We start from the raw sequence: 26523 nt of genomic DNA on the forward strand, positions 1-26523 counted from the left end.
TGGTTGGTGTTGGCTTGAGTTCATAACTTGCTGAATGTCGATCGACATTCCTGCTACCTCCCTCTCCCCTGGATAGGGGAGAGGGTTAGCGGAGCTTGCCAGCCTGCTGGCTAACGCAGCTTGGGTGAGGGGTTGAGCGAGCCGCAGGCTCGCACGCTCTTCGAGCGCAGCACCCCTCACCCAGTTCCGACTAAGCCTTTGCTTCGCAACGCCTAAGTCTGTGCAACCCTCTCCCCTCAACGAGGGGAGAGGGAAAGAAAAGGCATATCGGAATGTCGATCAGGACTGGCCCCAGTGCTCGCCAGTGTAACAAGATCACGTTATCGGGTGGGACCGAAAGGACGATCCTCACCGTGACCCGACTCCCCCTCGCCGCTCTCGCGCTGACCCTGCTGGCCGGTTGCGCCTATCCCTACAGCCCGCCGTCGCTGCCGCCGGTCGCCAGCACCGCGCAAGCCGCTTCCGCCGCCCCCGCTGAAGCGCGCGCACCGGTGACGATCCTGGTGTCGATCGACGGGTTTCGCGCCGATTATCTGAAGCGCGGCCTGTCCCCCCATTTATCGCGGCTGGCGGCGGAGGGCGTGAGCGCCGCGATGCGACCGTCCTTTCCGTCCAAGACCTTTCCCAATCATTGGACTCTGGTGACCGGCGTGGTGCCCGACCGGCACGGCATCGTCGCCAACAGCTTTACCGACCCAGCACGTCCGGGCGAGCGCTTCACCATGGCCTCCGACCAGCCCTATTGGTGGGACGAGGCCGAACCGGTCTGGGTCACCGCCGAGCGGGCGGGCATTCCCACCGCCACGGTACTGTGGCCGGGCTCCAACGTCGCCTGGGGCGGCACGCTCCAGCCGGGCGGGCACCATGCCGTCACCGGCGGGGTGCGTCCGCATAACTGGTTGCAGTTCAACGCGAACATCTCGGACCGCCAGCGAGTCGATACGGTCATCGACTGGCTGCGACGCCCCGCTACGACCCGCCCGCGCTTCCTGACGCTCTATTTCGACGAGGTGGATATCGCCGGTCACGACGGCGGCCCGGATTCGGCGGAGGTGAACGGCGCGATCGGCCATGTCGACCAGGCGATCGGCGCGCTGGTATCGGGCCTGGCCGAACTGGGCCAGACCGCCAATCTGGTGATCGTCTCCGATCATGGCATGGCCGCCACCTCCAGCGAACGGGTCATCGCGCTCGATCAGGTGGTGAACCCGGCCGATTACGAAATGTCCGAAGACGGCCCCTTCGCGATGATCCGCGCCGTGCCCGGTCACGAGGCCGCGCTGGAGGCGCGCCTGCTGGGGCATCACGATCATATGGATTGCTGGCGGAGGGGCGAGATTCCCGCCCGCTTCCGCTATGGCCGCAACCCGCGCATCGCGCCCTATTTCTGCCTGGCCGACGCTGGCTGGCTGATCGACGCCAAACCGGCGGAAAAGCCCTTTTCCGGGGGCACACATGGTTATGACAATGCCGATCCCAGCATGACCGCGCTGTTTATCGCGCAGGGCCCGGCCTTCCGCCCGGACACAAAGCTGGCCCCGTTCGACAATGTCGATGTGGCACCCCTGCTCCGTGATCTGATCGGCCTGCCGCCCGGCCGCGGCCTGGATGGGACCGATGCGCCCTTCCGACGCGTTTGGCGGCGATAAGGGAGGACGGCGATGATCTGGCTGGAGGATATAGCGGTGGGCGACGTGGCGCGGTTCGGCGCCTGCCCTGTCGATCGTGACGAGGTGATCGCCTTCGCCGCGCGCTACGATCCCCAGCCTTTCCACCTGTCCGACGAAGCGGCGGCGGCCACCCATTTCGGGCGGCTGTCGGCCAGCGGCTGGCACACCGCATCGATGACGATGGCGATGATCGTCGCGCATTACCGGGACACCGGCTTTCAGAGCCTGGGGTCGCCCGGCATCGACGAATTGCGTTGGCTCAAGCCCGTCTATCCCGGCGACACGCTACGCTGCGAGACGGAAGTGCTGGAGACCCGCCGTTCGGCCAGTCGACCGGACATGGGCTTCGTCATCAGCCTGCTGACCGTCTATAATCAGGACGATGTGGCGGTCATGCGCTTCCGCCCCACCGTCATGATCCGAACCCGGCCCGCCGCCTGAGCCTCAGCGCGGTCCGCGAGGCCCACGCGGGCCGCCCGGACGAGGTCCACCACGCCCGGCGCCGGGCGTACCGCGATTGCCGCGCCACCCTTGCGCACGCGGCACGCCGGGCGTGGGGGCGACGGCGCCATTGCCCCGCCAGCCCTGCCCGCGCCAGCGGTCGCCCCGCCATCCGTCACGGCCCCAGCCGCGCCACTGATCCCGGATCGGGCCGCCGCGCCACGCGCCGCGCCGCCCTTCCCAATAGGCCCGCTGTCCATCGTTCCAGCGATAGGGCCGACGATAGCGGTCATAGACATAGATGCCGGTGCCCGGATAATAAAAGTCGTTGTACCAGCCATAATAGGACGGCGCATAACCATAGCCGCCGCCATAATAGCCGGGGCCATAGCCACGGCCGAAGCCCGATCCGACCGACACGCCGCTATAGCCATAGCCATCGGCACAGCCGCCCAGTGCCAGCAACCCGGCCGCCATCAACGCGGCCCAACCCGTCTTGCCGAGGCCCATCCTCGCTCTCCATATCCCTGGCCTGTCGCCATGCGGGTGCGGCAGGGGTCCGTCATCCGCGTCGATCGACGGTCAACCCGTCGCGTCGTGCCATGGTTCCTGCACCCATGGCGATGCATGGGCGCTGAACAGCGGGGCAGAAGGGGATTGGGCCAAAGGGGATTGGCCCAAAGGGGATTGGCAAAGCCGGTCAAGCAAGGCTAACCTGAAGCACCGTTCATCATGGACGGGTGAGTTGAGAGGGCGGCGCAGGACCGGAACAATCCGGCGCGACCGCCACGGCGTATCGATCGCGGACGCGAACCAGGTGGAGGGACAGGACGAATGGCGATGACGGAGAACACCGTACCCCCCGGCGAGGCGCCGGAGCCATTCCAGGAAGAGGTCCATGATCCCCGCCGTCGCGACTTCATCAACGTCGCCGCCATGTCCTTCGCGGGTGTCGGTGCCTTGGCGATCGTCCTGCCGCTGATCAACCAGATGAACCCCTCCGCCGACGTGCTCGCCCAGTCGACCACCGAGGTTGACCTGTCCAAGATCGAGCCCGGCCAGGCGATCAAGACCAGCTTCCGCAAGCAGCCGCTGTTCGTCCGCAACCTGACGCCCAAGGAAATCGCCGAGGCCGACGCGGTGCCGCTGTCCGACCTGCGCGATCCCCAGACGCTGGAGGAGCGGACCAAGCCGGGCAAGAAGAACTGGCTGATCACCCTGGGCGTCTGCACCCATCTCGGCTGCGTGCCGCTGGGCGCGGGCGAGGGTGAGAACAAGGGCCCCTATGGCGGCTATTTCTGCCCCTGCCACGGCTCGGCCTATGACACCGCCGCGCGCATCCGCAAGGGCCCGGCGCCGCTGAACCTGCTGGTTCCCGAGTATAAATTCGACACCGACACGACCGTCACGGTCGGCGCGGCAGCTTAAGGGAGACCCGAGAGATGAGCTTTCCCTGGGCCAAGCATTACGAACCGAAACAGCCGCTCATGCGCTGGCTGGACGAGAAGCTGCCGGTGCCGCGCCTCGTCTACAATGCCGTGGGCGCGGGCTATCCGGTGCCGCGCAACCTGAATTACTTCTGGAATTTCGGCGTGCTGGCGGGGGCCGCGCTCGCTATCCAGATCATCACCGGCGTCGTGCTGGCGATGCATTATGCCGCCAATGCGGGTGTCGCCTTCGACTCGGTCGAGGGGATCATGCGCGACGTCAACGCGGGCTGGTTCCTGCGCTATGCCCACGCCAATGGCGCGTCGATGTTCTTCATCGTCGTCTACACCCATATCTTCCGCGGCCTCTATTACGGATCGTACAAGGCCCCGCGCGAGATGGTGTGGCTGCTGGGCGTGGTCATCTTCCTCCTCATGATGGCGACCGCCTTCATGGGCTATGTGCTTCCCTGGGGGCAGATGAGCTTCTGGGGCGCGCAGGTCATCACCGGCTTCTTCTCGGCGATCCCGCTGGTCGGCGACACCATCCGCATTTGGCTGCTGGGCGGTTTCGCGCCGGACAATGCCGCGCTGAACCGCTTCTTCTCGCTCCACTATCTGCTGCCCTTCGTGATCGCCGGCGTCATCATCCTGCACATCTGGGCGCTGCACATTCCGGGTTCCAACAACCCAACCGGCGTGGACGTGAAGGGCGAGCAGGATACCGTGCCCTTCCACCCCTATTACACCGCCAAGGACGCGGTGGGGCTGGGCGTGTTCCTGCTGGTCTTCGCGGGGCTGCTGTTCTTCTTCCCGAACTATCTGGGGCACCCGGACAATTACATCCCGGCCAACCCGCTCTCGACGCCCGCGCATATCGTGCCCGAATGGTATTTCTGGCCTTTCTACGCGATCCTGCGCGCCTTCACCGCCGACTTCATCCTGCCCGCCAAGCTGTGGGGCGTGCTGGCGATGTTCGGGTCGATCCTGCTGCTGTTCTTCCTCCCCTGGCTGGACAGCTCGCCGGTGCGCTCGAACAATTTCCGGCCCAAGGCGCGGGTGGCGTTCTGGGTGCTGGTAGTGGACGTGCTGCTGCTCGGCTGGTGCGGGGGCTCGCCCGCGACGCCCTTCTTCATCATCCTCAGCCAGATCACGGCGGCCTATTACTTCCTCCACTTCCTGGTGATCCTGCCTTGGATAGCGCGGACGGAGCGTCCTGCGCCGCTGCCCAACTCGATCACCGAAGCCGTGCTGTCCAAGCATGGCGGCACTGCGCCCACCAAGTCGGCCCTGGCCTGACCCGAACCGAAAGAGGATAGCTGAACATGGTTCGTGGCATCGCATTCCTGGTCGGGGCGGCCTTCACCCTGGTCCTCGCCATCGCGCTGTGGGGCAGCGTATCGGGGCTCGTCTCCGACCCGCCCGCCCCCACCGCCGAAGAGGAATTCCACCTGCACCCCAAATCCGCGCATCTGGCGTCGGACGGCATTCTCGGTCGCTTCGACCGCCGCCAGCTCCAGCGTGGTTTCCAGGTCTATAAGGAGGTCTGCGCGGCCTGCCACTCGCTGCGGCTGGTGGCGTTCCGCGACTTGAAGGATCTGGGCTATAACGAGGCCGAGGTGAAGGCGATCGCCAACCAGTGGGTGATCGAGCAGCCGAGCATCAACCCGGAGACGGGCGAGGCGACGACGCGCAAGAACGTGCCCGCCGACCGCTTCCCCTCGCCCTTCGCCAACGAGGTCGCGGCGCGCGCGGCGAACAACAACGCGCTGCCGCCAGACCTGTCGCTGATGACCAAGGCGCGGCATGACGGCACCAACTACGTCTATTCGCTGATCGGTCCCGACGCCTATCGCAACCAGCCCGCAGAACTGCTGCGCAAGTTCCCGGACGTCAAGACGCCGACCGGGCTGCACTACAATCCCTATTTCGCGAACCTCAACATCGCGATGCCGCCGCCGCTGACCCAGGATGGGCAGGTGCAATATACCGACGGCACGCTGGCGACCCGCGACCAGATGGCCAAGGACGTCGCCGCCTTCCTGACCTGGACCGCCGAGCCCCGGCTGGAATCGCGCCATGCCGCCGGGATCGGGGCGGTGATCTTCATCCTGATCTTCTGCTTCCTGGCCTGGGGCGCATATCAGAATGTCTGGCGCGACGTGAAACACTGAGACGGGATTTGCCCGTGTGAGAAACTGGGGCGGTTTCCGAGGGGAGACCGCCCTTTTTATTTGGGGATACCGCCCCCCTTCCCCCAACCTCCGTTCAGGCTGAGCGAAGTCGAAGGCCAAGGGTAGCGCTTTGCCAAGCGGGAAGGTCCACCCATGGGCTTCGACTTCGCTCAGCCTGAACGGAGCGAGGGTTACGGGGGCGCTCCCCCTTTACCCCCGCGCCCCACCGGCCCATGACGCCCCGCATGACCGCCAATGACGACCTGAAAGCCCTGATCCGCACCATCCCGGACTTTCCCAAGCCCGGCATCCAGTTCCGCGACATCACCACTTTGCTGCTCGATCCGAAGGGCTTCGCGACCGCCATCGATCGGATGGCCGCCGCGACGCGAGGGGAGGTCGACCTGATCGCCGGGATCGAAGCGCGCGGATTCCTCTTCGCCGCCGCGCTCGCGGTGCCGCTGAACGCGGGCGTGTTGCTGATCCGCAAGGACGGCAAGCTGCCCGGCGCGACCATCGCGGAGGACTATGCGCTGGAGTACGGCCATGACCGGATCGTGATGCACGAGGACGCGCTGGTTCCCGGTGCGCGTGTCCTGCTGGTCGATGACCTGATCGCCACCGGTGGCACCGCACGCGCCGCCGTCCGGCTGATCCGCAAGGCGGGCGGCGTGGTCGAACAGGCGCAGTTCCTGGTCGACCTGCCCGACTTGGGCGGCACGGAGGCGTTGCGGGCCGAGGGGCTGGCGGTCGATTCGCTGCTCGCCTTTCCCGGCCACTGATGCGCCTCGCCCTTTATGAGCCCGACATTGCGGGCAATGTCGGCACGCTGATCCGCACCGCCACCTGTTTCGGCGTCGCGGTGGACCTGATCGAGCCGATGGGCTTTCCCTATTCCCATCGTGCGCTCGCCCGGTCGGCGATGGACTATGCGGCCATGGCCGAGGTGGTGCGCCATGCCGATTGGGAGGCTTTCCGCGCCGCGACGCCGGGGCGGATCGTGCTGGCGACGACATTGGGGGCGGTGCCGCTGCCCGATATGGCGTTCCGGCCCGACGACGTGATCCTGCTCGGCTCGGAAGGGGCGGGCGTGCCGCGTGCGGTGCATGACGCCGCCGACATTCGGGTCCGCGTGCCGATGCGCGAGGGCGTCCGTTCGCTCAATGTCGCGATCACCGGCGGGATTTTGATGGCGGAGGCGCGCCGCCAGACCGGATGGGCGCATATGGCGGGTTGACCCCCCGCCCCGGCCATGCCCAGAACGCCCCGGTGATGACCAGCCGCACCCCCGATATCGCGCTCGATGCCGAGCAGGACGCCGCCCGCCGGTGGTTCGAATCCCTGCGCGACCGGATCTGTGCCGAATTCGAGGCGATCGAGCGCGAAGCCGGGTCGGACGCCGCCTTCGCCTATACCGCCTGGGACCGCACCGACCCCAGCGGCGAGCCCGGCGGCGGCGGCGTGCGCGGGGTGATGAAGGGACGGGTCTTCGAAAAGGTCGGGGTCAATGTCTCGACGGTCGGCGGCACCTTCGAGGGGCCGTTCGCACAGACCATCCACGGCGCGGGCGAAGATCCGCGCTTCGTCGCGACGGGGATCAGCCTGGTCGCGCATATGGCGAACCCGCATGTGCCCGCCGTGCATATGAACACCCGCTTCCTGACCACCACAAAGCGCTGGTTCGGCGGCGGCGCGGACCTGAACCCGCCCCTGCCCATCGAAGAGGACACCGCCGACTTCCACGCCCGGCTGAAGGCCGCGTGCGACGCGCATGACCCGGATCATTATCCGCGGTTCAAGGCATGGGCCGACGACTATTTCTACATCCCCCATCGCCAGGTGCATCGCGGCGTCGGCGGCATTTTCTACGACCATCTGGAGGGCGATTTCGACGGCAATTTCGCCTTCACCCGCGATGTCGGCGAGGCGTTTCTCGACATCTTCCCGCGCATCGTCCGGCGGCGCATGGGCCTGCCCTGGACCGAGGCCGACCGCACGCGGATGCTGGCATGGCGCGGGCGCTATGCCGAGTTCAACCTGGTCTATGACCGGGGGACGCTGTTCGGCCTGAAGACCGGGGGCAATATCGACGCGATCCTGATGAGCCTGCCGCCGCTCGCGACCTGGGAGTAAGCGCCATGGCATTGATCCCCGTCGATGCGACCGAGGTCGCGACCATCGTCACCACGCTGGAGATGCGCGAGCGGCCCCGCCCTCGCCCCATGCCGCCCGCGCCGCTGAGCCTGGTCGCCTGGGTGAAGCCCGATCCGGCCAAATACCGCACGCTGTTCGCGCGGGTCGGTGCGCCCTGGCTATGGTTCTCACGACTGGTGATGTCCGATGACATGCTGACCGCGATCATCCATGACCCCGCCGTGTCGGTCTTCGCCGTGGTCGATCGCGCCGGGATCGAAGTGGGGCTGCTGGAACTCGACCATCGTCAGGCGGGCGAATGCGAGATCGCCTATTTCGGGCTGATCCCCGAACTGGCGGGGCAGGGCCATGGCCGCTGGCTGATGGCGCAGGCGTTGATGCGCGCCTGGACCGCCAGCGTCGAGCGGGTATGGGTGCATACCTGCACTCTCGACCACCCTTCCGCACTCAATTTCTATCGGCGTCAGGGTTTCACCGCGATGGGGCGCGCGATCGAGACCTTTGTCGACCCGCGCGCGCTCGGCCTGCTGCCCGAGGACGCCGCGCCGCAAATCCCCCGGATCAGACCGGTCGATTGACCAGTCGGCGATAGGCGGCCACGGCGATCAGCGCCTGGGCCAGCCCCGCCGCCATCGCGACCGCCGCCGCTGCGGCGTGGAGCAGCGCCAGCGCTACCGGATTGCCCGACCCATCGCCCTTGGACAGGTCGATCAGCATCAAAATGGGCTGGGTCGCGACGATCCCACCCAGATAGGTGCAGGCGGACAGCGCCGCCATCGGCAACCCCGCCCCGCGCGTCAGCCTGACCGAGCGGGCCAGCGCCGCCACCGCCGCCATCGGCCGCTCGGCCAGCAGGACGGGCCCGACGAGCAACAGCCGCCCCGCCACATAGAGGCCCGGCAGGATGTAGAGCAGCATCCCCGCCCCGACCGGCAGCGCGACCAGCACCATCGCCAGCACATAGCGGGGCGCGATCCCCAGTGCCCGGCTTAGCGCCTCCCCCACGGTCAGCCGCCCCTCGCCCAGCACCAGGGCGAGCAGCGCGGCGGTGCCGATCAGGCCGACGGCATAGCTGGCGAGATACCAGCCGCCATATTGGCCCGCCCATTGCCCGACCGAATCGATCCATGCGGTGGCCTGCGCGGTCGCCTCCCCCACACCTTCATCGGGCAGAGGCGGTGCGGGGACCAGCAGCCCCAGCGCCAGCGCGGGCCAGAACAGGAAAGGCCCCGCCAGCCGGATCAGCAGCGAACGATCCCGGAGGAACAGGCCCCAGGCGTCCCGCAGAGTCGCGACGATGCTCAATGTCATCAGAGTTGCGGCGATCCGTCCTGGCCGTCCTGGCGAAGCGCCTGCTCCCCCGCCGTCGCGACATAGAGGCGCGCGACGAAGACATAGGCCAGCGTCATGAACGCCGCACTGACCACCGCGCTCGCCAAGGTGGTCACCGCCAGCACCAGCCAGAGCATGTCGGGGCCCAGGATCAGCCGGAACACCGCGCCCGTCACGCCCTGTACCGCGAAGACCGACACCGACAGGACGATCAGGAACAGCAGCGTCACGCCGATCAGCCGCCACGTCATGCCCCGCGTCAGCGCGATCGAACGACGGAACGCCCCCAGCCCCCGCCGCTCGTTGAGGACCACGGCATAGGTCAGCATCAACCGCGCGACCAGCCAGAGCGTCAGCGGCAACGCCACCAGAAAATAGATCATTGCGAAGATCACCGCGCCACCCGGCATCGGCGGCATGCGCGAGGGATCGCCATTCACCGCCATCGCCGCCGCGAAGTCGAAACCGAACACCACCATGCCGATGATGAAGATCAGAACCAGCAGCGCGACGACGAAACCGATCGCCAGCGCCAGGCCCAATACCGGGAAGAAGCGGCGGAACCCGACACGCGACGCCTCTGCCGAGGTGGTGGCGGGATGCGTCGCCAGCGCCATGATCCCCAATTGCGCCCATACCCCCAGCACCAGCGACATGATGGTCACCACCAGCCCCGACCCGGAGACATTGCCGGCGGACGAAGCGCCGCCCTGGGGCAGGACCAGAAGCTGCAACAGGCTGGGCAGGACGAAGCCGATCGCGGCGAAGGGGATCAGCATGGCGGCCCTGCCCGCCAGCACCTGTTGCGTGCTGTCCCACACCGATCCGATCCTGACGGTCATCGTTCCTCCCTTAAGCCGGACATGGTCGCCCCCTGATCGTTCGGGCAATCGCCCCGACCTAGCCCATCGCAGCGTGCAACGCCATCGCGACCGCGACGCCCCGCTTGTCCACCGCTTGCATCAGGGCGATGGCAGGCGCAGATAGCCGCGATCGTGACCCATTTTCCCGACATGCCCGATATCGAATGGCGGGTCAGCCCCGGCCTGACCCCCTATGACCAGTCGCTCGCCGAGATGGAGGCGCGCGCGGCCGCCGTGGCGCAGGGCCAGGCGCGCGAACTGGTCTGGCTGCTCGAACACCCGCCCGTCTATACGGCGGGGACCAGCGCCGATCCGGTCGAGCTGGTCGATCCGCGCTTTCCGGTGTTCCAGACCGGGCGCGGCGGCAAATATACCTATCACGGCCCCGGCCAGCGCACCGGCTATCTGATCCTCGACCTCAACCGGCGGGGTCGCGATGTGCGGCAGTTCGTCCATGGTCTGGAGGACTGGCTGATCGCCGCGCTCGCCCGGCTGGGGGTGAATGCCTTCAGCGTCGACGAGCGGGTCGGCATCTGGACCCGCGACGGGGGCACGGAGGCGAAGATCGGCGCGATCGGCGTCCGGGTGCGGCGCTGGGTCACGCTTCACGGCTTCGCGATCAACATCGCGCCCGACCTGTCTCATTTCGGTGGAATCGTTCCCTGCGGCCTGCCGGAGTTCCCCGTGACCAGTCTTTTCGCGTTAAACGGCGTCAAGTCGTTGGAAACCTTTGACGAGGCGCTAGCGTTCACTCTTCCGGCGTTCCTCCAGTCCCTGGGGCAGGTCCGACAAAACGAGACTTGAGGACCGGGCGGTATCCGATTAATGTCCACCCCGATTTGGGTAATAGGGCCAGCAAGCCGTTCCAAATCCTTAATATCAAGGGAGCTTCCAATGCGTGCAATCATCTCCAAGGTCCTGACGGGCTCGATCATCGCCGGCGCGGCGCTCGCGGTTTCGGCTTGCGGCTCGAACACCGAGAACACCACCGACGCGAACATGACCACCGAAATGAACGCTTCGGAAGGCATGGACACCGCCACCGACAACATGACCGCCGTCGACGGCGCCATGAACGGCGGCATGATGGCCAACGACACCATGTCGAACGACATGATGATGGCCAACGACACGATGATGACCAACGCGACCAACGCGATGTAATCATCGTCGGGGTCATTCCCGACGTGGAAGGGGCCGTCCGGGCGACCGGGCGGCCCCTTTTCCTTGGGGCGCCGTGCGATGTCGCTGCCCTTCCGTAACGACACCGTCCACCGCACGGTCTTGCCGAACCCGCGATTTCCATTTGGGGAAAAGCCTGAAAAGCGTTATGTTTCGGGACGCTCGAAGGCCCTACGGGGGAAGGATCGAAATCAGATGAAGGTGGTGCGTACCGCGCTGGTCGCCGGCGTGGCGTTTTGGGGGATGGGTGCCGCAGCACCCGCATCGGCGCAATTTTTCCTGCAGCCCTATAATTTCGAAGGCAAACCGGTTCGGGGGGACGAACCCGGTATCGGACAGCCGCTTCCGGGCGCGACCCCGGCGGAATTGCGCGCGGGCTTGCTCTGGAACATGCGCGCGGCGCTGAACGTCGCGGCCCTGCAATGCCAGTTCGAGCCGATGCTTTCGACCGTCTCCAACTACAACGCGATCCTGAAGGATCACGATGCCGAGTTGAAGGGCGCGTTCGATACGCTGGGTGCCTATTTCAAGCGCACCAGCAAGACGGTGCGCGAAGGCCAGATGGCGCTCGATCAATATGGCACGCGCACCTATTCCAGCTTCGCGGCGGTCGCGGCCCAGCTCAATTTCTGCCAGACGGCGGGATCGATCGCGCATGCGGCGGTGTTCACCCCGCGCGGGCATCTGGGCGAACTGGCGGTCGATCGGATGCGCGAGTTGCGCAACAGCCTGACCCCCTATGGCGAGCAGCGTTTCCCCCGCTATATCGGCCGCGAACATTTTGCCGCCACCATGCCGCGCCTCGACGCGCTATGCTGGAACAAGAAGGCCGAATGGGTGGTCAAGAAGTGCGGGGCGCAGAACTGGCCGCCTGCGGGCCGCACCAATCTGGCGGCGCGCTAAGCCTGATCATCATTCAGGCTGAAGGGTCATTTTTCCTCCCCTGCAAGGGGAGGGGGACCATGCGCAGCATGGTGGAGGGGTGTCCCCTTATCGAGAGCGCGACACCCCTCCGTCAGGCCTGACGGCCTGCCACCTCCCCTTGCAGGATTCCTCTGCGAAACGTCTGGCAATGAGGATGGTTGAGTGATTCACTGTGCGGGCAGGAGGGCATGGTGATGGTCGAGCAGCGATCGCTGGTGGAAGCGTTGATGGATCCGCGCTTGGGATCGAATGCGAAGCTGTCGGGGATCGAGCGGCTGATCGACTGGAGCCGGCTGGAGCCGCTGGTGTCGCCGCTGCGGCAGGGTCGGACGGGTCGACCGCCCTATGCGCCGCTGGCGATGGTCAAGGCGCTGTATCTACAGGCGTTGTATGATCTGTCGGACCCCGGGCTGGAGGAGGCGCTGCTCGACCGGCTGTCGTTCCGGCGGTTCTGCGGCTTTGCGCTGGATGGCGGCACGCCGGACGAGACGACGCTGTGCCGGTTTCGCGCGGCTGCGGCGGCGGGGGACGTGCTGGAGCGCTGCTTTGCCGAGATCAACCGGCAGCTGGATGCGCAGGGGCTGGTGCTGCGGCGGGGGACGATCCTTGATGCCTCGGTGGTCAAGGCGACCCGCAAGCCCCCGCGCGGGGACGGGATCGCGCCGGGTGATCCGCACCCCCAGGAGCCGGGTGCCGACTGGACGCGCAAGGACGGCAAGCCGGTGTTCGGCTACCGCTTCCATATCGGCATGGACGAGGGCTCGGGCCTGATCCGCAAGCTGGCCTTCACCTCGGCCAGGGTCCAGGATGTCGAACGGGCCGACGCGCTGGTCTGCGGCGACGAAGGCGCGGTCTATGCCGACCGGGCCTATGAGGGCCAGGCGCGTCGCAAGGCCCTGAAGGCGGCCGGGATCAAGGATCGCATCATGCATCGCCGGCACCGCTACATGCCAAAGCTGCCGCGCTGGCAGGCCCGGCGCAACCACCTCATCGCCAGACGGCGCGCCCCTGTCGAGGCGGTCTTCAGCGCCATGAAGCGCCTCTACGGCAAGGCGCGCACCAGATGCCTGTCGATCGAGCGGAACGCCGCAGACTTCCTCGCCTTTGCCACCATCTACAATCTCAGACGCGCCGCCATCCTTGCCGCTGGCTGAGCCGGGGCGATCCGGCCCCTCCAAACCGGCCAGCCAAAGCTGACCAAGGCCCGTACCGGATCCCTGCAGCGACAGCCTCGCCCAAATCCTCTGTCACAAATGAGCCGTTTCGCAGAGGAATCCTGCAAGAGGAGGAATGGGGAATGTCGATCGACGTCAGGACACGATCCTCCCCGGCACGGGGAGGTGGCAGCGCGGAGCGCTGACGGAGGGGGGCATCCTCACAGGACATCGTTTGTGGAACGCCCCCTCCACCGCCGCTTCACGGCGGTCCCCCTCCCCGTTCCGGGGAGGATCAAAGGGCCCTCTCCCCTTTTGCGCCGGGATTTGCTACGCGCGCCTCATGCTCAACCTGAATGGCATCACCGTGCGCCTGGGCGGCCGCACGATCCTCGACGGCGCATCCGCGGCGCTCCCCCCCGGCAGCCGGGTCGGCCTGATCGGTCGCAACGGCGCGGGCAAGTCGACGCTCGTCCGCGTGATCGCGGGCCAGTTGGAGGCCGACGACGGCGCCGCGGAAATGCCCAAGGGCGCGCGGCTAGGCTATATCGCGCAGGAAGCCCCCGACGGCACCGCCACCCCGTTCGAGACGGTGCTCGCCGCCGATGTCGAGCGCGCCGAACTGATGGAGCGCAGCGAGACCGAGAGCGACCCAGAAAAGCTGGGCGATATCTACGAACGCCTGATCGCGATCGACGCCTATACCGCCCCCGCGCGAGCTTCCAGCATCCTGCAAGGGCTGGGTTTCGACGAGGCAATGCAGGGCCGCCCGCTGTCCAGCTATTCGGGCGGGTGGAAGATGCGCGTGGCGCTCGCCGCGCTCCTGTTCTCCGCGCCGGACGTGCTGCTGCTCGACGAACCGTCGAACCACCTCGACCTCGAAGCGGTGATGTGGCTGGAGGATTTCCTCAAATCCTATCGCGCGACGATCCTGCTGGTCAGCCACGAGCGCGACTTCCTGAACAATGTCGTCGACCATATCCTGCACCTTCAGAACGGCAAGGTGACGCTCTATCCCGGCGGCTATGATTCGTTCGAGCGCCAGCGCGCCGAGCGGATGGCGCAGTTGGCCGCCGCCAAGGCGAACCAGGATGCGCAGCGCGCCAAGTTGCAGGACTATATCGCGCGCAACTCGGCCCGCGCCTCGACCGCCAAACAGGCGCAGAGCCGCGCCAAGATGCTGTCGAAAATGCAGCCGATCGCCGAGATGGCGAACGACCCGTCTTTGTCCTTCGACTTCCCCGATCCCGACCAGTTGCGCCCGCCGCTGATCACGCTGGACCTGGCGAGCGTGGGTTATGCCGAGACGCCGATCCTGAAGCGGCTGAACCTGCGCATCGACCCGGACGACCGGATCGCGTTGCTCGGCCGCAACGGTAACGGCAAGACGACGCTCGCCCGCCTGCTCGCCGCGCAACTGACGCCGATGGAAGGCGAGATGAACGCGAGCGGCAAGATGCGCGTCGGCTATTTCACCCAATATCAGGTGGAGGAACTAGACACCGACGACACCGCGCTGGAGCATATGACCCGCATCATGCGCGGCGCGACCCCGGCGGCGGTGCGCGCGCAGCTCGGGCGGTTCGGCTTTTCGGGCGACAAGGCGACGACCAAGGTCGGCAAGCTGTCGGGCGGCGAGCGCGCCCGCCTGGCGCTGGCGCTGATCACCCGCGACGCGCCGCACATGCTGATCCTCGACGAGCCGACCAACCACCTCGACGTCGATGCGCGCGAGGCGCTGGTCCAGGCGCTCAACATGTACAAGGGCACCGTCGTGCTGGTCAGCCATGATCGCCACATGCTGGAGATGACGGCGGACCGGCTGGTGCTGGTCGACAACGGCACGGCGAAGGAGTTCGACGGGTCGCTGGACGACTATATTGCCTTCGTCCTGAAGGGCGATGCGGGCCAGGGCGACGCCGCCTCCAAGGCCGACCGGGCGGCGAGCAAGAAAGCCTCCGCCGAACAGCGCGAACGCTTCAACGCGATGAAGAAGACACTGCGCGGGATCGAGGACGAAATGGCCAGGCTGACCCGCGAGCGCGACGCGCTGGACAAGGCGATGAACGACCCGGCGGCGGCCGAACCGCGCCATGCGAAGCTGTCGATGGGCGAACTGAACAAGCGCCGCGCGGAGGTGGTCGACAAGCTGGCCGAGGCGGAGGCGCGCTGGATGGAGGCGGGCGAGGCGATGGAAGCGGCCTGATCCGTACCCCCCGTTCGCACTGAGCGACGTCGAAGTGCGGCGAGGACATCCCTTGGGCTTCGACTTCGCTCAGCCTGAACGGGAGTTGGGGAGTTTCCCGCCCCTATAAGTCACTCGACCCCGGCGAAGGCCGGGGCCCAGTTGCCACATCGTTCGTGGCGCGCTGACGGTCGCGTGAGAGGCTATCGCCAAGGCACCGCTACTGGACCCCGGCTTTCGCCGGGGTGGACCAGGGGATTAGGCCTCGGCTTCGTCCGAACCCTCTTCCGCGCCATCGGCGGGGTTCTCGACCCACGCCTCGACCTCGCCGTTCAGCTTCAGGGTCAGCGGGCGGCCATGGCGGTCGACCTTCTTGCCCAGCGCGACGCGGATCCAGCCTTCGGAAATGCAATATTCCTCGACGTCGCGGCGCTCCGCACCCTTGAAGCGGATGCCGACCCCACGCGAGAGGAGGTCCTGGTCGAAATAGGGGCTGTCCGGGTTGGTGGACAGGCGATCGGGAACGGTATCGGTCATGGCTCGGGCCATAACGCCGACTCGGGGGCGCTGCCAAGGAAAAGCGGCGCCGGGATCGCTCCCGACGCCGCCATGTGGTTCAGTTACAGACCTGGACCGGGACGCTGCGGCCCCAATAGGGATCCCAACGCCAGTCGTTCCAGCAACGCGGTGCATAGCTGCGATACTGGTACACCACCGGCGGCGGGGGCGGCGGTGCGTAATAGGGATCGTAGCCCCGATTGTAATAATAGTCCCGCTCGACGTAGCGCGGCCGGTTGCTGCTCGCGATGGCGGCACCCACGCCCAGGCCGACGATACCGCCCAGCAGCGCGCCCGCCACCGCATCGCCACCGCGATCACGGTGATAATAGCCACCACCCCAGCCACGCCCCCAACGCTGCGCCTCGGCGGGGGCCGCGGCGGTCAGCGCGGTCGCGGCCAGCGCGACGCCCATCCCCACCTTCTTCAACATTCCGTTCATCTCGAACCTCCGATACTCAAACGCCCGGTCCGCTGATGGCAAAACGCGCACGCTGCGTCCGTGTTGCCTTTCCTATTCGCTTGGGGCTGAATGGCGTTGGAATGCGGCGTTTAGTCAGGGTTCAGGAGAAATCGGCGACATGGCCCATTGGCTGCTGAAATCGGAAGCCGACAGCTATGGCTGGGACGATCTGGTCCGCGATGGCGCGACCGAATGGGACGGCGTGCGCAACGCCGCCGCCGCCAAACATCTGCGCGCGATGGCGGTCGACGACTCGGCGCTCTTCTATCACAGCGGGAAGGAGAAAGCGGCGGTCGGCATCGCGACGATCACCCGCGCGGCACGCGCCGATGGCGAGGATGGTCGTTGGGTCTCGGTACAGGTCGCGCCCGACCGCCCCCTGCCCCGTCCCGTCACGCTGGCGGCGATGAAGGCGGACACGCGCCTCGCCGACCTGCCCATGCTGCGCCAGTCGCGGCTGTCGGTGTCACCCGTGGGGGACGCGGAATGGGCGGTGCTGATGGAGTTGGCCGGTGTCTAAATCCTCCCCATCTCCGATGGGGAGGATCAGCCCAAGCTCCGCGCGTAATCCGCTGCCTCTTGAACCTGCTCCGGCGTGGGCCGCACGCCGGTATAGAGGACGAACTGCTCCAGTGCCTGGATCGTCGCGACCTCGGTACCGGTGATGATCCGCTTACCCAGGCCGCGCGCCACGCTCAGGAAGCGCGTCTCGGGCGGATATTGGACCACGTCGAAGGCGATCTCCGCCTGGGCGATCATCGCCTCGGGAAAGGCGAGCTGGTCCTCATTGCCCCCGGTCATGCCGATCGGCGTGACGTTGACCAGCAGCGGCGCGCCCTCGCCCAATTCGCTCGCCCAGCCAAAGCCATAGAGATCGGCAAGCCCGCGTCCCACCGCTTCGTTGCGCGCGACGATGGTGCCATAGCCGAACCCCGAATCGCGAAACGCCGCCGCCACCGCCTTGGCCATGCCGCCCGACCCGCGCAGCACGAAGGGCGTCGCGCGATCGATATCCGCGATCAACTCGACCACGGCGGCATAGTCGGTGTTATTAGCCGGTCAGCCGCCCGTCATCGTTGACGATCGTATTCACGCTATCGATCGCCGCCGCCGACCCGGCAAGGCCATCGAGCATCGGGATCACCGCTTCCTTGAACGGCATCGAGATCGCGCAGCCCCGGATGTTCAGAGCCCGGATACCACCGACCGCCGCCGCCAGGTCGGTGGTGCTGAACGATTTATAGACATAATCGAGCCCGGTCAGCTCATAGAGGCAGTTGTGGAAGCGCGATCCAAAATTGCCGGGCCGCGCCGACAGCGACATGCAAAGCCGCGTGTCGCGACCGATGGGGGGTTTGGTGGTCATTCCCGCTGTTTAGCCCAGCATCGTGGCGAGTGCATCCCTTGGCCTTCGACTTCGCTCAGGCCGAACGGATGTTTGTACGATCCCCCCGCTACGTTCAGGCTGAGCGAAGTCGAAGGCCACGCCACAAGGTCACCGCAACAAGCTGGGATCGATCACCACATGCCGGATATGCTGCCGGTTCCACGTATAGGTCACATGCACCAGCCCGTCGCGCGTCTGGATCACCGCCGGATAGGCATAGCCGTCGGGCATCGGCCTGGCCTCCAGCGTCAGGGCGTTGCGCCAATGCACTCCGTCCTCCGACAACCCGATATTAAGCGGCCAGCGCGGGCCATCGCCGGGCGTATTCGGGGCATGGGCGCTGTGGTTATAGACGATCAACTGACGCCCATCGGCCAATGTCACCGCATCGGTGCCCGCATTGGGATTGGGCAGGTCGATCGCCGCGATCTGGGACCAGGTGACGCCATTGTCCCGCGACCAGCTTTGCGCCAGCGCCCCCTGCCGCGTCCGCGCGACCAGTTCGAGCCCGCCGTCCTTGTGGAACAGGATGCTGGGCTGGATCGCCTCGATATGCATGGGTGAGGCGATGCGCGGGCCGACCGTCCAGTGCCGTCCCTGATCGGTGCTCCGCTCGATCCGCAGCGACCAGATATTGGCCTCCGCCGTTCCCTCTTCGCGGCTGGAGGGGGAGAGCCAACCACCGTCGGCGGCGATCACCGGCTTGTTCTTGATCGGCCCCAGCGCGCCGCCCGGCAACGGCTCGGGCGCTGTCCAGGTCCGACCGCCGTCGCCCGAGCGGATGACCATGCCCCACCATTCGCGCGGGTTGGGCCCGACCTTGTAATAGAGATGCAGCGGCCCGCCCGGCGGCTGGAACAGCACCGGGTTCCAGGTCGGATAACGCGTGTCGCCATGCGGTGACACGCCGTCCGCGACCGGTACCGGTGCGCTCCATCCCCCCGGCCCCCGCCGCGCGAACCAGATGCGGACATCGGGACGGCTCTCCCCCGATCCGGCGAACCAGGCGGCGGCCAGCGTCCCGTCGGGCAGTTGCACCAGGGTCGAGGCATGGGCCTGAGGATAAGGGGCCTGCGCATCGACGAATTCGGAGAGCAGGATCGGCGAGCGGGTCGCCGCCGACACTATCGGGGTCGCGACGACCAGCATGGGGGCCATCCAGGCCGCAAGCATCTTCATCCCGTCATTCTCCGCCGGAGCCATTTGGCGCGCGGATAGACGCTATCGCTTCATCTCGCCAGCGATCGCCCTCACCAGATCGCCCGCAGGCATGGCACGGGCGAGCGGCGCGCCCTGCCCGGCCCATTGCGCGCCATAGCCATGCTCGCCCCGCGCCTTGGCGGCGGCGTTCAGCGCCTTTCCAGCGTCATAGGCGATGGGATAGGCGGGCGGGGCGGCGGACACCCGTTCTCCCAATGCCGTGAAGCGATTGGGCAGGCAGCGCGCAGGTCGCCCCGAAATCGCGCGGGTCATGACGCTATGCCCCGCGCCCTCGCCCATCAGCGCCGAACGATAGGCCGCATCCGCCGCGCTTTCGGGACAGGCGATGAAGGCGGTCCCCAATTGCGCCGCCACCGCGCCCAGCGCCAGGGCCGCCGACACGCCCGCGCCGTCCATAATCCCGCCCGCCGCGATGACGGGGCGGCCCGTGCGCACCGCCAGCAAGCGGGTCAGCGCCAGTGTTCCCAGCCGATCGTCATGCGCATCGGGATCGAAGACGCCGCGATGGCCCCCGGCCTCATAGCCCTGCGCGACCAGGGCATCGATCCCGGCCCGCTCCGCCGCCCGTGCCTCGTCCAGCGAAGTGACGCTCGCCAGCAACAGGCATCCCGCCTGTTTCAGCGCGGCGATTCGATCGCGGCCGGGCAAGCCGAAGTGAAAGCTGACCACCGCCGGGCGCTCCCGGATCAGCAACGCCAGCATGGCGTCGTCATCGACGAAGCTGGCATAGATGGCGCGCAGCCCTGGGGGCGGTTCGGCCCGCTGCTCGGCAAAGGCGGGGCGTAGGGCCTCGCACCACGCCGCCTCGCGCGCCGGATCAGGAGCGGGCGGGGCGTGGACGAAGAGATTGACGCTGAGCGGCCGCTCGGTCCGCGCGCGGGTTTCCGCGATCATGGCGGCGGCCTGCTCCACGCCGCTCGCCCCCAGCGCGATCGCACCCAGCCCGCCCGCGTCGTTCACCGCCGCCGCCATGGCCGGGGTCGATACCCCCGCCATCGGCGCTTGGAGGACCGGGATGCCCGCGATCAGGTCGGTCAGGCACACCGGATCAGCGGGGCGCCTTGGCCCCCTCGATCGCGGCCTGCGGATCGACCGAGGGCGCGCCCTTGGCGGGGGTGCCGGTATTGGCGATCGATCCGGTGTCGCCGCGCACATCCTCCTCGACCTTGTTGACCGCCGCGTCCGCGCCATTGGCCGGGGCGTCGCCTGCTGCGGGTTCCTTGGCCGCCGGGGCGGCGGGCAGCGGCAGGTTCGATCCCTGCTGGTTGAGGTACAGGATCACGTTCGCGCGATCCTGCGGATTGGAGAGACCCGCGAAGGTCATCTTCGTGCCGGGCGCGAACTTGCGCGGGGAGGTCAGCCACGCGTTCATCTTGTCCCAGTCCCAATTGCCGCCGACCGCCTTCAGCGCGTCGGAGAAAGCGAAGCCCGCTTTCCCCTGCGCGATCGCCTCGCCCATCGTGGCATAGAGATTGGGGCCGATGCCGTTCGCGCCGCCCTGGTTGATCGTGTGGCAGGCGGCGCATTTCTTGAACACTTCCGCGCCCTTGGCCGCGTCGGCAGTGGGCAGGAGGGACGCGATCGGCACCTCCGCCGCGGCCCCGCCGCCGCCTTCGGCCTCGACGCCCTCGATCGCATAGCCCATTTTTTCCGGCCGTTCGTCGTGGAACATCATGCCGCCGACGATCGAAAGGCCCAGTGCCGCGCCTGCCGCGCCCAGCACCCATCCCGCGATCGTATTGGTCTTTAGGTCCATCGCTTTTCGCTGCCCCGCCAATATCTCTCCTGAACGCGGACCTTAGGTGCCGCTTTCGCGGACGGCAAGTTTTGTGTCTCGGCTTCCCGCCTTGATCGCGTGCCGCGCCGCGATTAGGCCGCTGGCCCATGGAAAATTACGCCGCCCCCGCCCGCCCGATCGTCGAGGCGATGACGAACGCCGCGCTGGCCGAGCCGCACCGCGCCGTCGCCTTTCAGGGCGCACCGGGCGCGAACAGCCATGTCGCGGCGATGGAGGCCTATCCCGACGGCCTGCCGCTGCCCTGTTTCGACTTCGCCGACGCGCTGGACGCGGTGAAGAGCGGCAAGGCCGACCGGGCGATCATCCCGATCGAGAATTCGCTGCACGGGCGCGTCGCGGACATCCACTTCCTGCTACCCGAATCCGGGCTGGCGATCGTGGGCGAGCATTTCCTGTCGATCCGCCACGCGTTGATGGCGACGGGCACCCGCGAGGAACTGGCCGAGGCGATGAGCCATCCGCAGGCGCTGGGCCAGTGCCGCCACTGGCTTCGCGCGCATGGCATCCGCCCGATCGTCTATGCCGATACGGCGGGCGCGGCGGCGCGCGTGGCGGAGATGGGCGACCCCCGCGTCGCCGCCCTCGCCCCGCGACGCGCGGCCGAACTCTACGGGCTGAACCTGCTGGCCGAGGATATTTCGGACGGCGAGCGCAACATGACCCGCTTCGTCGCGCTGGCGCGGGGCAGCCAGCCGCCGGTCGGCGACGGACCGTGGATGACCAGCCTGATCTTCGAGGTGAAGAATATCCCCGCCGCCTTGTACAAGGCGATGGGCGGCTTCGCCACCAACGGCGTCAACATGACCAAGCTGGAAAGCTATCAGCGCGGCGGCAGCTTCGCCGCGACCGAATTCTATTGCGATGTCGTGGGCAAGCCCGGCGAACCCGCCTTCGACCGCGCGATCGAGGAATTGGGCTTCCATAGCAAATGGGTGCGGATGCTGGGTACCTACGCCCAGGCGCGCGAGAGGGGGTAACGGGGTGCCCTATTCCTCCCCTGCAAGGGGAGGTGGCAGGCCGCAGGCCTGACGGAGGGGTGTCACGGTTAGCGGGGACACCCCTCCACCACCGCTTCGCGGCGGTCCCCCTCCCCTTGCAGGGGAGGACTTACCTGGCCCATGCCTCCAGCAGCGTATGCGCGATCGCATAGGACGGCGGCACGCCGAAGCGCGACGCATCCCCGGCCAGCGCCGCGCGAACCTCGTCCCGCGACACCCAGATCGCATCCTCCAACTCGGTCGTGTCGATGGTCAGCCGGTCATCCACCGCCTCCGCGACGCAGGCGATCATCAGCGACGACGGGAAGGGCCAGGGCTGGCTGGCGATGTAGCGGACATTCCTCACCCGCACGCCCGCTTCCTCGAACAATTCGCGCGCGACCGCTTCCTCGATCGATTCGCCGGGTTCCAGAAATCCCGCCAACGCGGAATAGCGCCCCGGCGGAAAGGCGGGTTGGCGGCCGAGCAGCGCACGCCCTTCATGCTCCGCGATCATGATGACGACCGGATCGACGCGCGGGAAATGCTCGCTCCCGCAGGCAGGGCATTTCCGTCCCCAGCCCGCGCGGAACGGCACCGTCTCCGCCCCGCACCGCGCGCAGAAGCGGTGCCGCGCATGCCAGTCCACCACCGAGCGCGCCGCCGCATAGGTCGCCGCCTCCCCCGCCGCCAGCGCATGGAGCGCGGCGATCATCTCGAACGACCGGCCCAGCGCCGGTTGGCCGGTCAGCCGCGCGAAATGCGGCACAGCGTCCTCGATACCGAGCAGGACATGGTCCTCGGGCATGGCGTCGGGGGTGATACCGGTCCAGACCAGCCGCCCCTCCGCCATCTCCGGCTGATAGTCGTTCAGGACCAGCAGCCGCGCCGCCGGATCGGCCAGGGTCGCCGCGAACCCCTCGGGATCGTGGCGCAACGGATCGGCGCGGTCCAAGCGCCCGCCGGTAAAGCCGATCGTCACGGACGCGGCCGCCCCAGATCCTGATAGAGCGCCGCCGCCAGATCGCGGCGGAGAGGGTATTTGTCGGCGGGGAAATAATTGACCATCACCGTGCCGCGCAGATGCCGGGTCGGATCGACATAGGCGATGGTGCCCGCCGCTCCGCCCCAGCCATAGGTGCCCTTGCCCGGCCCGCCCGGCGTGTCGGCCAGCGTCACCGACCCGCCCGCGCCATAGCCGGTCGGCACCGCCCCCGCGCTGCCCCCGGTCGATCCCGACACGCCGCCAAAGGTCACCCCCTGGGGCAACAGGTTGGACATGGCGAGGCCGACCGTCTCGGCCTTCATCACCCGCACGCCGTCCACCTCCCCGCCATTTTGCAGCATCTGGAGGAAGCGGTCATAGTCCCGCGCCGACATGACCAGCCCCGCGCCGCCATAGGGGAAACTCGGCGCCTGGAGGAACACCGATCTCGCCGCCGGATCGAGCGGCACCAGATTGTCGCCGAGGAAGGTGTAATTGCCGACCAGCCGGTTGGCCGCCGACGCGGGCACCTGCCAATAGCTGGAATTCATCTTGAGCGGGGTGAAGAGCCGCGTCTGCACGAACCGCTCGAAGGGCATTCCCGACACCTTCTCGACCACCGCCGCCATCACGTCGAGGCCGATCGAATAGCTCCATTTGGTCCCCGGCTCGGCGATCAGCGGCAGGGTGGCGACCCGCTCGGCGAATTGCTGGAGGTTGGCGGGACGGGTCGGGCGGACCTGCGCCTCCACCCGCGCATTGGCGGCGAAGGGCACGATCCCCAGCCGCTCATATTCCTTGAGCAACGGCCCCTTGGTCACGATGCTGTATCCCAGCCCCGCCGTATGGGTCAGCAGGTTGCGGATCGTGATCGGCTTGGTCGCCGGGCGGCTGTCGAGCGAGGCGTCGGGGTCGGTCAGCACCCGCATCTGCCGATAGGCGGGATAGATGTCGGACAGCGGCTGATCGAGCTTTAGCTTGCCCTCCTCGATCAGCATCATCGCCGCCATGGCGGTGATCGGCTTGGTCATCGAATAGACGCGCCACAGGCTGTCGGGCGTGACGGCGGGGGCATTGGGCTCGACCCCCGTGCGCCCGGCGGACACGAACATCGCCGGCTTGCCCGGAAGCCCGATCGCGGCGACGATGCCCGGCATCTTCCCCGACCGGACATAGCTGTCGAACAGCGCCTGGGTCGTGGGCAGCGGGGCGACGGTTCGCGCCTGGGGTCGGGCTTGCGCGGCGACCTGCGCCGGGGCGGTGGCACTCAGCAGGGTCAGCATCACCCCGCCCGTCATCATCACACGGCGCATCATCGGCTTCAGACCCCTTTCAAACGATCGGCTGCCCGCGCGAACAATGTGGGCAGGCCAGCGGTTCCCAATTCGGCGATCGGCCACCATTCGCCCGCCCCCGAATCATCCGGTTCGCCCTCGCTCTTCGCAAGCGCCAATTCCAGCTCGAAATGGGTGAAGCCATGGACGACCGTCTCGTTCAGCATCGTCCAGGGCCCCTTGCCCGGCGCATCGGCCAGGCCCGGCCGATCGTCCTCCCAAGGCCCGGTAGGCAGCGCGCGCATCCCGCCCAGCATCCCCTTGTCCGGGCGGCGGACCAGCCAGACCCGGCCGTCCCGCTCGATCCAGAAGACCGTGCCGTGGCGATAGGGGCGCCTCTTCTTGGGGGCCTTGGCGGGCAGCGTCTCGGCGATCCCCTGCGCCCGCGCGTCGCAATCGGCGGCGAGCGGGCAGAGCAGGCATTGCGGCTTCTTCACGGTGCAGATGGAGGAGCCCAGGTCCATCATGGCTTGCGCGAAGTCCCCCGCGCGCGCGTCCGGCGTGATCCGGTCGGTCGCCTCGCGAATCGCCGGGCGCGCGGCGGGCAGCGGCGTCCGAATCGCGAACAGCCGCGCCACGACCCGCTCGACATTGGCATCGACCACCACCGCCCGCTCGCCGAACGCGATCGCCGCCACCGCCGCCGCCGTATAGGCCCCCAGCCCCGGCAGGTCGCGAAGCGCCGCCTCGGTCGCGGGGAAGCGCCCGCGATGCTCGGCGACCACCGCCCGCGCCGCCTTCACCAGATTGCGCGCGCGGGCATAGTAACCCAGCCCCGCCCAGGCGGCCATGATGTCCTCGTCGGACGCCGCCGCCAGACTCGCCACGTCGGGCCAGCGCTCCACCCAGGCGGTGAAGCGCGGGGTGACCGCCGCCACCGTCGTCTGTTGCAGCATCACCTCGGACAGCCAGACACGGTACGGATCGGGCGTCTTCCCCGGCCTGGCTCGCCAGGGCAGGTCGCGGGCATGCCGGTCATACCAGGCGAGAAGCCGGGCGGCGGGCGTTTCGGGTGATGATGAATGCTTGGCGTCCACCCGCCCGCTATGGCATGGGGGCGGATATGAGCAAGCGCGTCCGCGCCCCCCAGGAGCCGCCCCCCCGATCGAATCGCCCCCGCGCGGTGTCCGAACTACTGCCCGCGATCGGCGGCGCGGCCTTTCGCCGCTTCGGCTTCGTCCAGAGCGCGATCGTCAGCCGCTGGCCGGATATCGTCGGCCCCCGCCTGTCGACCGCCAGCGCGCCCGAATCGATCCGCTTTCCGCAGGGCGAGAAGCAGAATGGCGTGCTGACCCTGGTGGTGCGCGGCGCTCACGCGCCGATGATGCAGCATATCTCGCCCGAGATCATCGAGCGGGTGAACCGCTTCTTCGGCTATCCGGCGGTCGCACGGCTCCAGATCCGGCAGGGCGAACTGCCCATGGCCGCCCCCCGCCGCGCCGCGCCGCCCAAGCCCCAGCCGGTGCCGCCGGAAATGGGCGACGGGTTGCGCCAGATCGCCGACCCGGAGCTTCGCGCCGTTCTCGAATCGCTCGCCGCCGGCGTCGCTGCGACGCGCGGCATTCCCAAGGTGTCGTGATGCGTCTTTTCCTGTCGCTGGCCGCGCTCGGCCTTTCGCTGTCCCCCGCCTCCGGCGCCGACGCCGCCCAGGCGCGAGCCAAGGTCGACTGGACGACCCATATCACCCAGACGCCTGCGGGCGCCTATGTCATCGGCAACCCCGATGCGCGGGTGAAGCTGGTCGAATATGTCAGCTATACCTGCCCGCATTGCGCCGCCTTTTATGCCAGCGCGATGCCGGTGCTGAAGGGCCAGTTCGTCCGCTCGGGCTCGACCAGCATCGAGATCCGCCATTATCTGCTCAACCGGGTCGACCTGGCCGCGTCGCTGATCGCGCGGTGCGGCGGCGCGGGCAAATTCGTCGGGCTGACCGAGACGCTGTTCGCGCAGCAGAAGAGCTGGGGCCAGCGCGCCATGGAGTTCGATCAGGCCAATGGCCAGCGCATCGGCACCTATCCGCTCGCGGCGCAGATGCGCGCGATCGCCGATGGCGCTGGGCTGACCGCGATCGGCAAGGCGGCGGGGCTCGGCGATGCGCAGATCACCGCCTGCCTGTCGGACCGCGCCGCCACCGACCGGATCGTCGCGATGACCAGTTCCGCCCCCGAAAGCATCGAGGGGACTCCGGGCTTCTTCATCAACGGCAAACAGGCGATGGGCGTCTTTACCTGGGATCGGCTGATGCCGCTGTTGCGCGCCGCCGGTTCGCGCTAATTCCCTTTTTTTCCTCGGAG

At 67.6% G+C, this 26523-nt stretch carries 29 protein-coding genes and 1 pseudogene; 18 read left to right on the forward strand and 12 right to left on the reverse strand.

The features are described 5' to 3' along the window. Positions 1-353 precede the first annotated feature (353 nt). Together QE379_RS17370 and QE379_RS17375 are read left to right on the forward strand one after the other, a co-directional pair. Positions 354-1649 (forward strand): ectonucleotide pyrophosphatase/phosphodiesterase, encoded by a 1296-nt coding sequence (locus tag QE379_RS17370; protein ID WP_307002407.1) that lies wholly within the window; start codon positions 354-356, stop codon positions 1647-1649. Between the two features lie 12 nt (positions 1650-1661). Continuing rightward, positions 1662-2111, forward strand: a complete 450-nt coding sequence (locus QE379_RS17375; RefSeq protein WP_307002409.1) for a MaoC family dehydratase — start codon at positions 1662-1664, stop codon at positions 2109-2111. A 3-nt stretch (positions 2112-2114) separates the two neighbouring features. Here the strand turns inward: QE379_RS17375 and QE379_RS17380 are convergent, their stop codons facing one another. Then, positions 2115-2621: a hypothetical protein gene (locus tag QE379_RS17380; RefSeq protein ID WP_307002411.1), complete on the reverse strand. Its 507-nt coding sequence runs from the start codon at positions 2619-2621 to the stop codon at positions 2115-2117. A gap of 324 nt (positions 2622-2945) precedes the next feature. Between QE379_RS17380 and petA the strand changes: the two genes are divergently transcribed. The 7 genes from petA to QE379_RS17415 all read left to right on the forward strand — a co-directional run bounded on the left by petA (position 2946) and on the right by QE379_RS17415 (position 8444). After that, complete coding sequence (petA, locus tag QE379_RS17385; RefSeq protein ID WP_307002412.1) at positions 2946-3539, forward strand: ubiquinol-cytochrome c reductase iron-sulfur subunit; 594 nt, start codon at positions 2946-2948, stop codon at positions 3537-3539. A 14-nt stretch (positions 3540-3553) separates the two neighbouring features. Continuing rightward, a complete protein-coding gene (locus tag QE379_RS17390; protein WP_307002414.1) occupies positions 3554-4837 on the forward strand; it encodes a cytochrome b/b6 in 1284 nt (427 codons plus the stop codon). A gap of 26 nt (positions 4838-4863) precedes the next feature. Then, positions 4864-5712 carry a cytochrome c1 gene (locus tag QE379_RS17395; RefSeq protein ID WP_307002416.1) on the forward strand — a complete coding sequence of 283 codons (849 nt, stop codon included), beginning with the start codon at positions 4864-4866 and terminating at the stop codon, positions 5710-5712. A 245-nt stretch (positions 5713-5957) separates the two neighbouring features. Then, a complete protein-coding gene (locus QE379_RS17400; protein ID WP_307002418.1) occupies positions 5958-6494 on the forward strand; it encodes an adenine phosphoribosyltransferase in 537 nt (178 codons plus the stop codon). After that, positions 6494-6949, forward strand: coding sequence for a tRNA (cytidine(34)-2'-O)-methyltransferase (locus QE379_RS17405; protein WP_307002420.1), 456 nt, complete (start codon positions 6494-6496; stop codon positions 6947-6949). Before QE379_RS17400 ends, QE379_RS17405 begins: the two co-directional genes overlap by 1 nt. A gap of 35 nt (positions 6950-6984) precedes the next feature. Next, on the forward strand, positions 6985-7845 hold the full coding sequence (gene hemF / locus QE379_RS17410; protein ID WP_307002422.1) for an oxygen-dependent coproporphyrinogen oxidase: 861 nt from the start codon (positions 6985-6987) through the stop codon (positions 7843-7845). Positions 7846-7850: 5 nt separating this feature from the next. Continuing rightward, on the forward strand, positions 7851-8444 hold the full coding sequence (locus tag QE379_RS17415) for an N-acetyltransferase (protein ID WP_307002424.1): 594 nt from the start codon (positions 7851-7853) through the stop codon (positions 8442-8444). Here QE379_RS17415 and QE379_RS17420 read toward each other — a convergent pair. Further along, positions 8428-9177 carry a hypothetical protein gene (locus tag QE379_RS17420; RefSeq protein ID WP_307002425.1) on the reverse strand — a complete coding sequence of 250 codons (750 nt, stop codon included), beginning with the start codon at positions 9175-9177 and terminating at the stop codon, positions 8428-8430. The genes QE379_RS17415 and QE379_RS17420 overlap by 17 nt on opposite strands. Continuing rightward, entirely contained in the window at positions 9177-10040 is an 864-nt protein-coding gene (locus QE379_RS17425; protein ID WP_307002427.1) for a hypothetical protein, read from the reverse strand. The genes QE379_RS17420 and QE379_RS17425 overlap by 1 nt, the downstream gene beginning before the upstream one ends. Positions 10041-10211: 171 nt before the next feature. Here QE379_RS17425 and lipB point away from each other — a divergent pair, with 171 nt between their 5' ends. From lipB to QE379_RS17450, 5 genes are all read left to right on the forward strand, one after another. After that, positions 10212-10865: a lipoyl(octanoyl) transferase LipB gene (gene lipB / locus QE379_RS17430; protein ID WP_307002429.1), complete on the forward strand. Its 654-nt coding sequence runs from the start codon at positions 10212-10214 to the stop codon at positions 10863-10865. Between the two features lie 90 nt (positions 10866-10955). After that, positions 10956-11225 (forward strand): hypothetical protein, encoded by a 270-nt coding sequence (locus QE379_RS17435; RefSeq protein WP_267434984.1) that lies wholly within the window; start codon positions 10956-10958, stop codon positions 11223-11225. 213 nt (positions 11226-11438) lie between these two features. Beyond that, the gene (locus QE379_RS17440; protein ID WP_307002430.1) at positions 11439-12146 is read left to right on the forward strand and encodes a hypothetical protein; all 708 of its coding nucleotides are present in this window, start codon (positions 11439-11441) and stop codon (positions 12144-12146) included. Between the two features lie 179 nt (positions 12147-12325). Beyond that, a complete protein-coding gene (locus QE379_RS17445) occupies positions 12326-13321 on the forward strand; it encodes an IS5 family transposase (RefSeq protein ID WP_306997743.1) in 996 nt (331 codons plus the stop codon). Between the two features lie 343 nt (positions 13322-13664). After that, positions 13665-15527 (forward strand): ABC-F family ATP-binding cassette domain-containing protein, encoded by a 1863-nt coding sequence (locus QE379_RS17450; RefSeq protein WP_307002431.1) that lies wholly within the window; start codon positions 13665-13667, stop codon positions 15525-15527. 237 nt (positions 15528-15764) lie between these two features. Here the strand turns inward: QE379_RS17450 and QE379_RS17455 are convergent, their stop codons facing one another. Together QE379_RS17455 and QE379_RS17460 are read right to left on the reverse strand one after the other, a co-directional pair. Then, a complete protein-coding gene (locus QE379_RS17455) occupies positions 15765-16043 on the reverse strand; it encodes a DUF3297 family protein (RefSeq protein ID WP_307002433.1) in 279 nt (92 codons plus the stop codon). Between the two features lie 79 nt (positions 16044-16122). Continuing rightward, entirely contained in the window at positions 16123-16506 is a 384-nt protein-coding gene (locus QE379_RS17460) for a hypothetical protein (protein ID WP_307002435.1), read from the reverse strand. A 139-nt stretch (positions 16507-16645) separates the two neighbouring features. On the opposite strand from QE379_RS17460, the gene QE379_RS17465 reads away from it, so the two are divergent. After that, positions 16646-17047: an EVE domain-containing protein gene (locus QE379_RS17465; protein WP_307002437.1), complete on the forward strand. Its 402-nt coding sequence runs from the start codon at positions 16646-16648 to the stop codon at positions 17045-17047. 26 nt (positions 17048-17073) lie between these two features. Here the strand turns inward: QE379_RS17465 and QE379_RS17470 are convergent. The 4 genes and pseudogenes from QE379_RS17470 to QE379_RS17485 all read right to left on the reverse strand — a co-directional run bounded on the left by QE379_RS17470 (position 17074) and on the right by QE379_RS17485 (position 20891). Beyond that, a pseudogene (locus QE379_RS17470) lies at positions 17074-17893 on the reverse strand (shikimate 5-dehydrogenase). 129 nt (positions 17894-18022) lie between these two features. Then, positions 18023-19093 carry an exo-alpha-sialidase gene (locus tag QE379_RS17475; RefSeq protein WP_307002438.1) on the reverse strand — a complete coding sequence of 357 codons (1071 nt, stop codon included), beginning with the start codon at positions 19091-19093 and terminating at the stop codon, positions 18023-18025. A gap of 42 nt (positions 19094-19135) precedes the next feature. Then, complete coding sequence (locus tag QE379_RS17480; protein ID WP_307002440.1) at positions 19136-20179, reverse strand: nitronate monooxygenase family protein; 1044 nt, start codon at positions 20177-20179, stop codon at positions 19136-19138. A 4-nt stretch (positions 20180-20183) separates the two neighbouring features. Then, positions 20184-20891, reverse strand: a complete 708-nt coding sequence (locus QE379_RS17485) for a cytochrome c family protein (RefSeq protein ID WP_307002442.1) — start codon at positions 20889-20891, stop codon at positions 20184-20186. Between the two features lie 128 nt (positions 20892-21019). On the opposite strand from QE379_RS17485, the gene QE379_RS17490 reads away from it, so the two are divergent. Further along, the gene (locus QE379_RS17490; RefSeq protein ID WP_307002445.1) at positions 21020-21910 is read left to right on the forward strand and encodes a prephenate dehydratase; all 891 of its coding nucleotides are present in this window, start codon (positions 21020-21022) and stop codon (positions 21908-21910) included. 130 nt (positions 21911-22040) lie between these two features. Here the strand turns inward: QE379_RS17490 and nudC are convergent, their stop codons facing one another. From nudC to mutY, 3 genes are read right to left on the reverse strand one after another with little or no spacing between them, the layout of a single operon-like run. Next, positions 22041-22892, reverse strand: coding sequence for an NAD(+) diphosphatase (nudC, locus tag QE379_RS17495; protein ID WP_307002446.1), 852 nt, complete (start codon positions 22890-22892; stop codon positions 22041-22043). Next, complete coding sequence (locus tag QE379_RS17500; protein ID WP_307003283.1) at positions 22889-24208, reverse strand: serine hydrolase; 1320 nt, start codon at positions 24206-24208, stop codon at positions 22889-22891. The genes nudC and QE379_RS17500 overlap by 4 nt, the downstream gene beginning before the upstream one ends. Before the next feature lie 8 nt (positions 24209-24216). After that, a complete protein-coding gene (gene mutY, locus QE379_RS17505) occupies positions 24217-25266 on the reverse strand; it encodes an A/G-specific adenine glycosylase (RefSeq protein WP_307002448.1) in 1050 nt (349 codons plus the stop codon). Between the two features lie 26 nt (positions 25267-25292). Between mutY and QE379_RS17510 the strand changes: the two genes are divergently transcribed. After that, positions 25293-25808 carry a DUF721 domain-containing protein gene (locus tag QE379_RS17510; protein ID WP_307002449.1) on the forward strand — a complete coding sequence of 172 codons (516 nt, stop codon included), beginning with the start codon at positions 25293-25295 and terminating at the stop codon, positions 25806-25808. Further along, positions 25808-26503 (forward strand): thioredoxin domain-containing protein, encoded by a 696-nt coding sequence (locus QE379_RS17515; RefSeq protein WP_307003285.1) that lies wholly within the window; start codon positions 25808-25810, stop codon positions 26501-26503. The genes QE379_RS17510 and QE379_RS17515 overlap by 1 nt, the downstream gene beginning before the upstream one ends. The last annotated feature ends 20 nt before the right edge of the window (positions 26504-26523 follow it).

Origin of the sequence: Sphingomonas sp. SORGH_AS_0879 (assembly GCF_030819175.1) — a bacterium.
In the GTDB taxonomy this organism is placed as follows: Bacteria; Pseudomonadota; Alphaproteobacteria; order Sphingomonadales; family Sphingomonadaceae; genus Sphingomonas.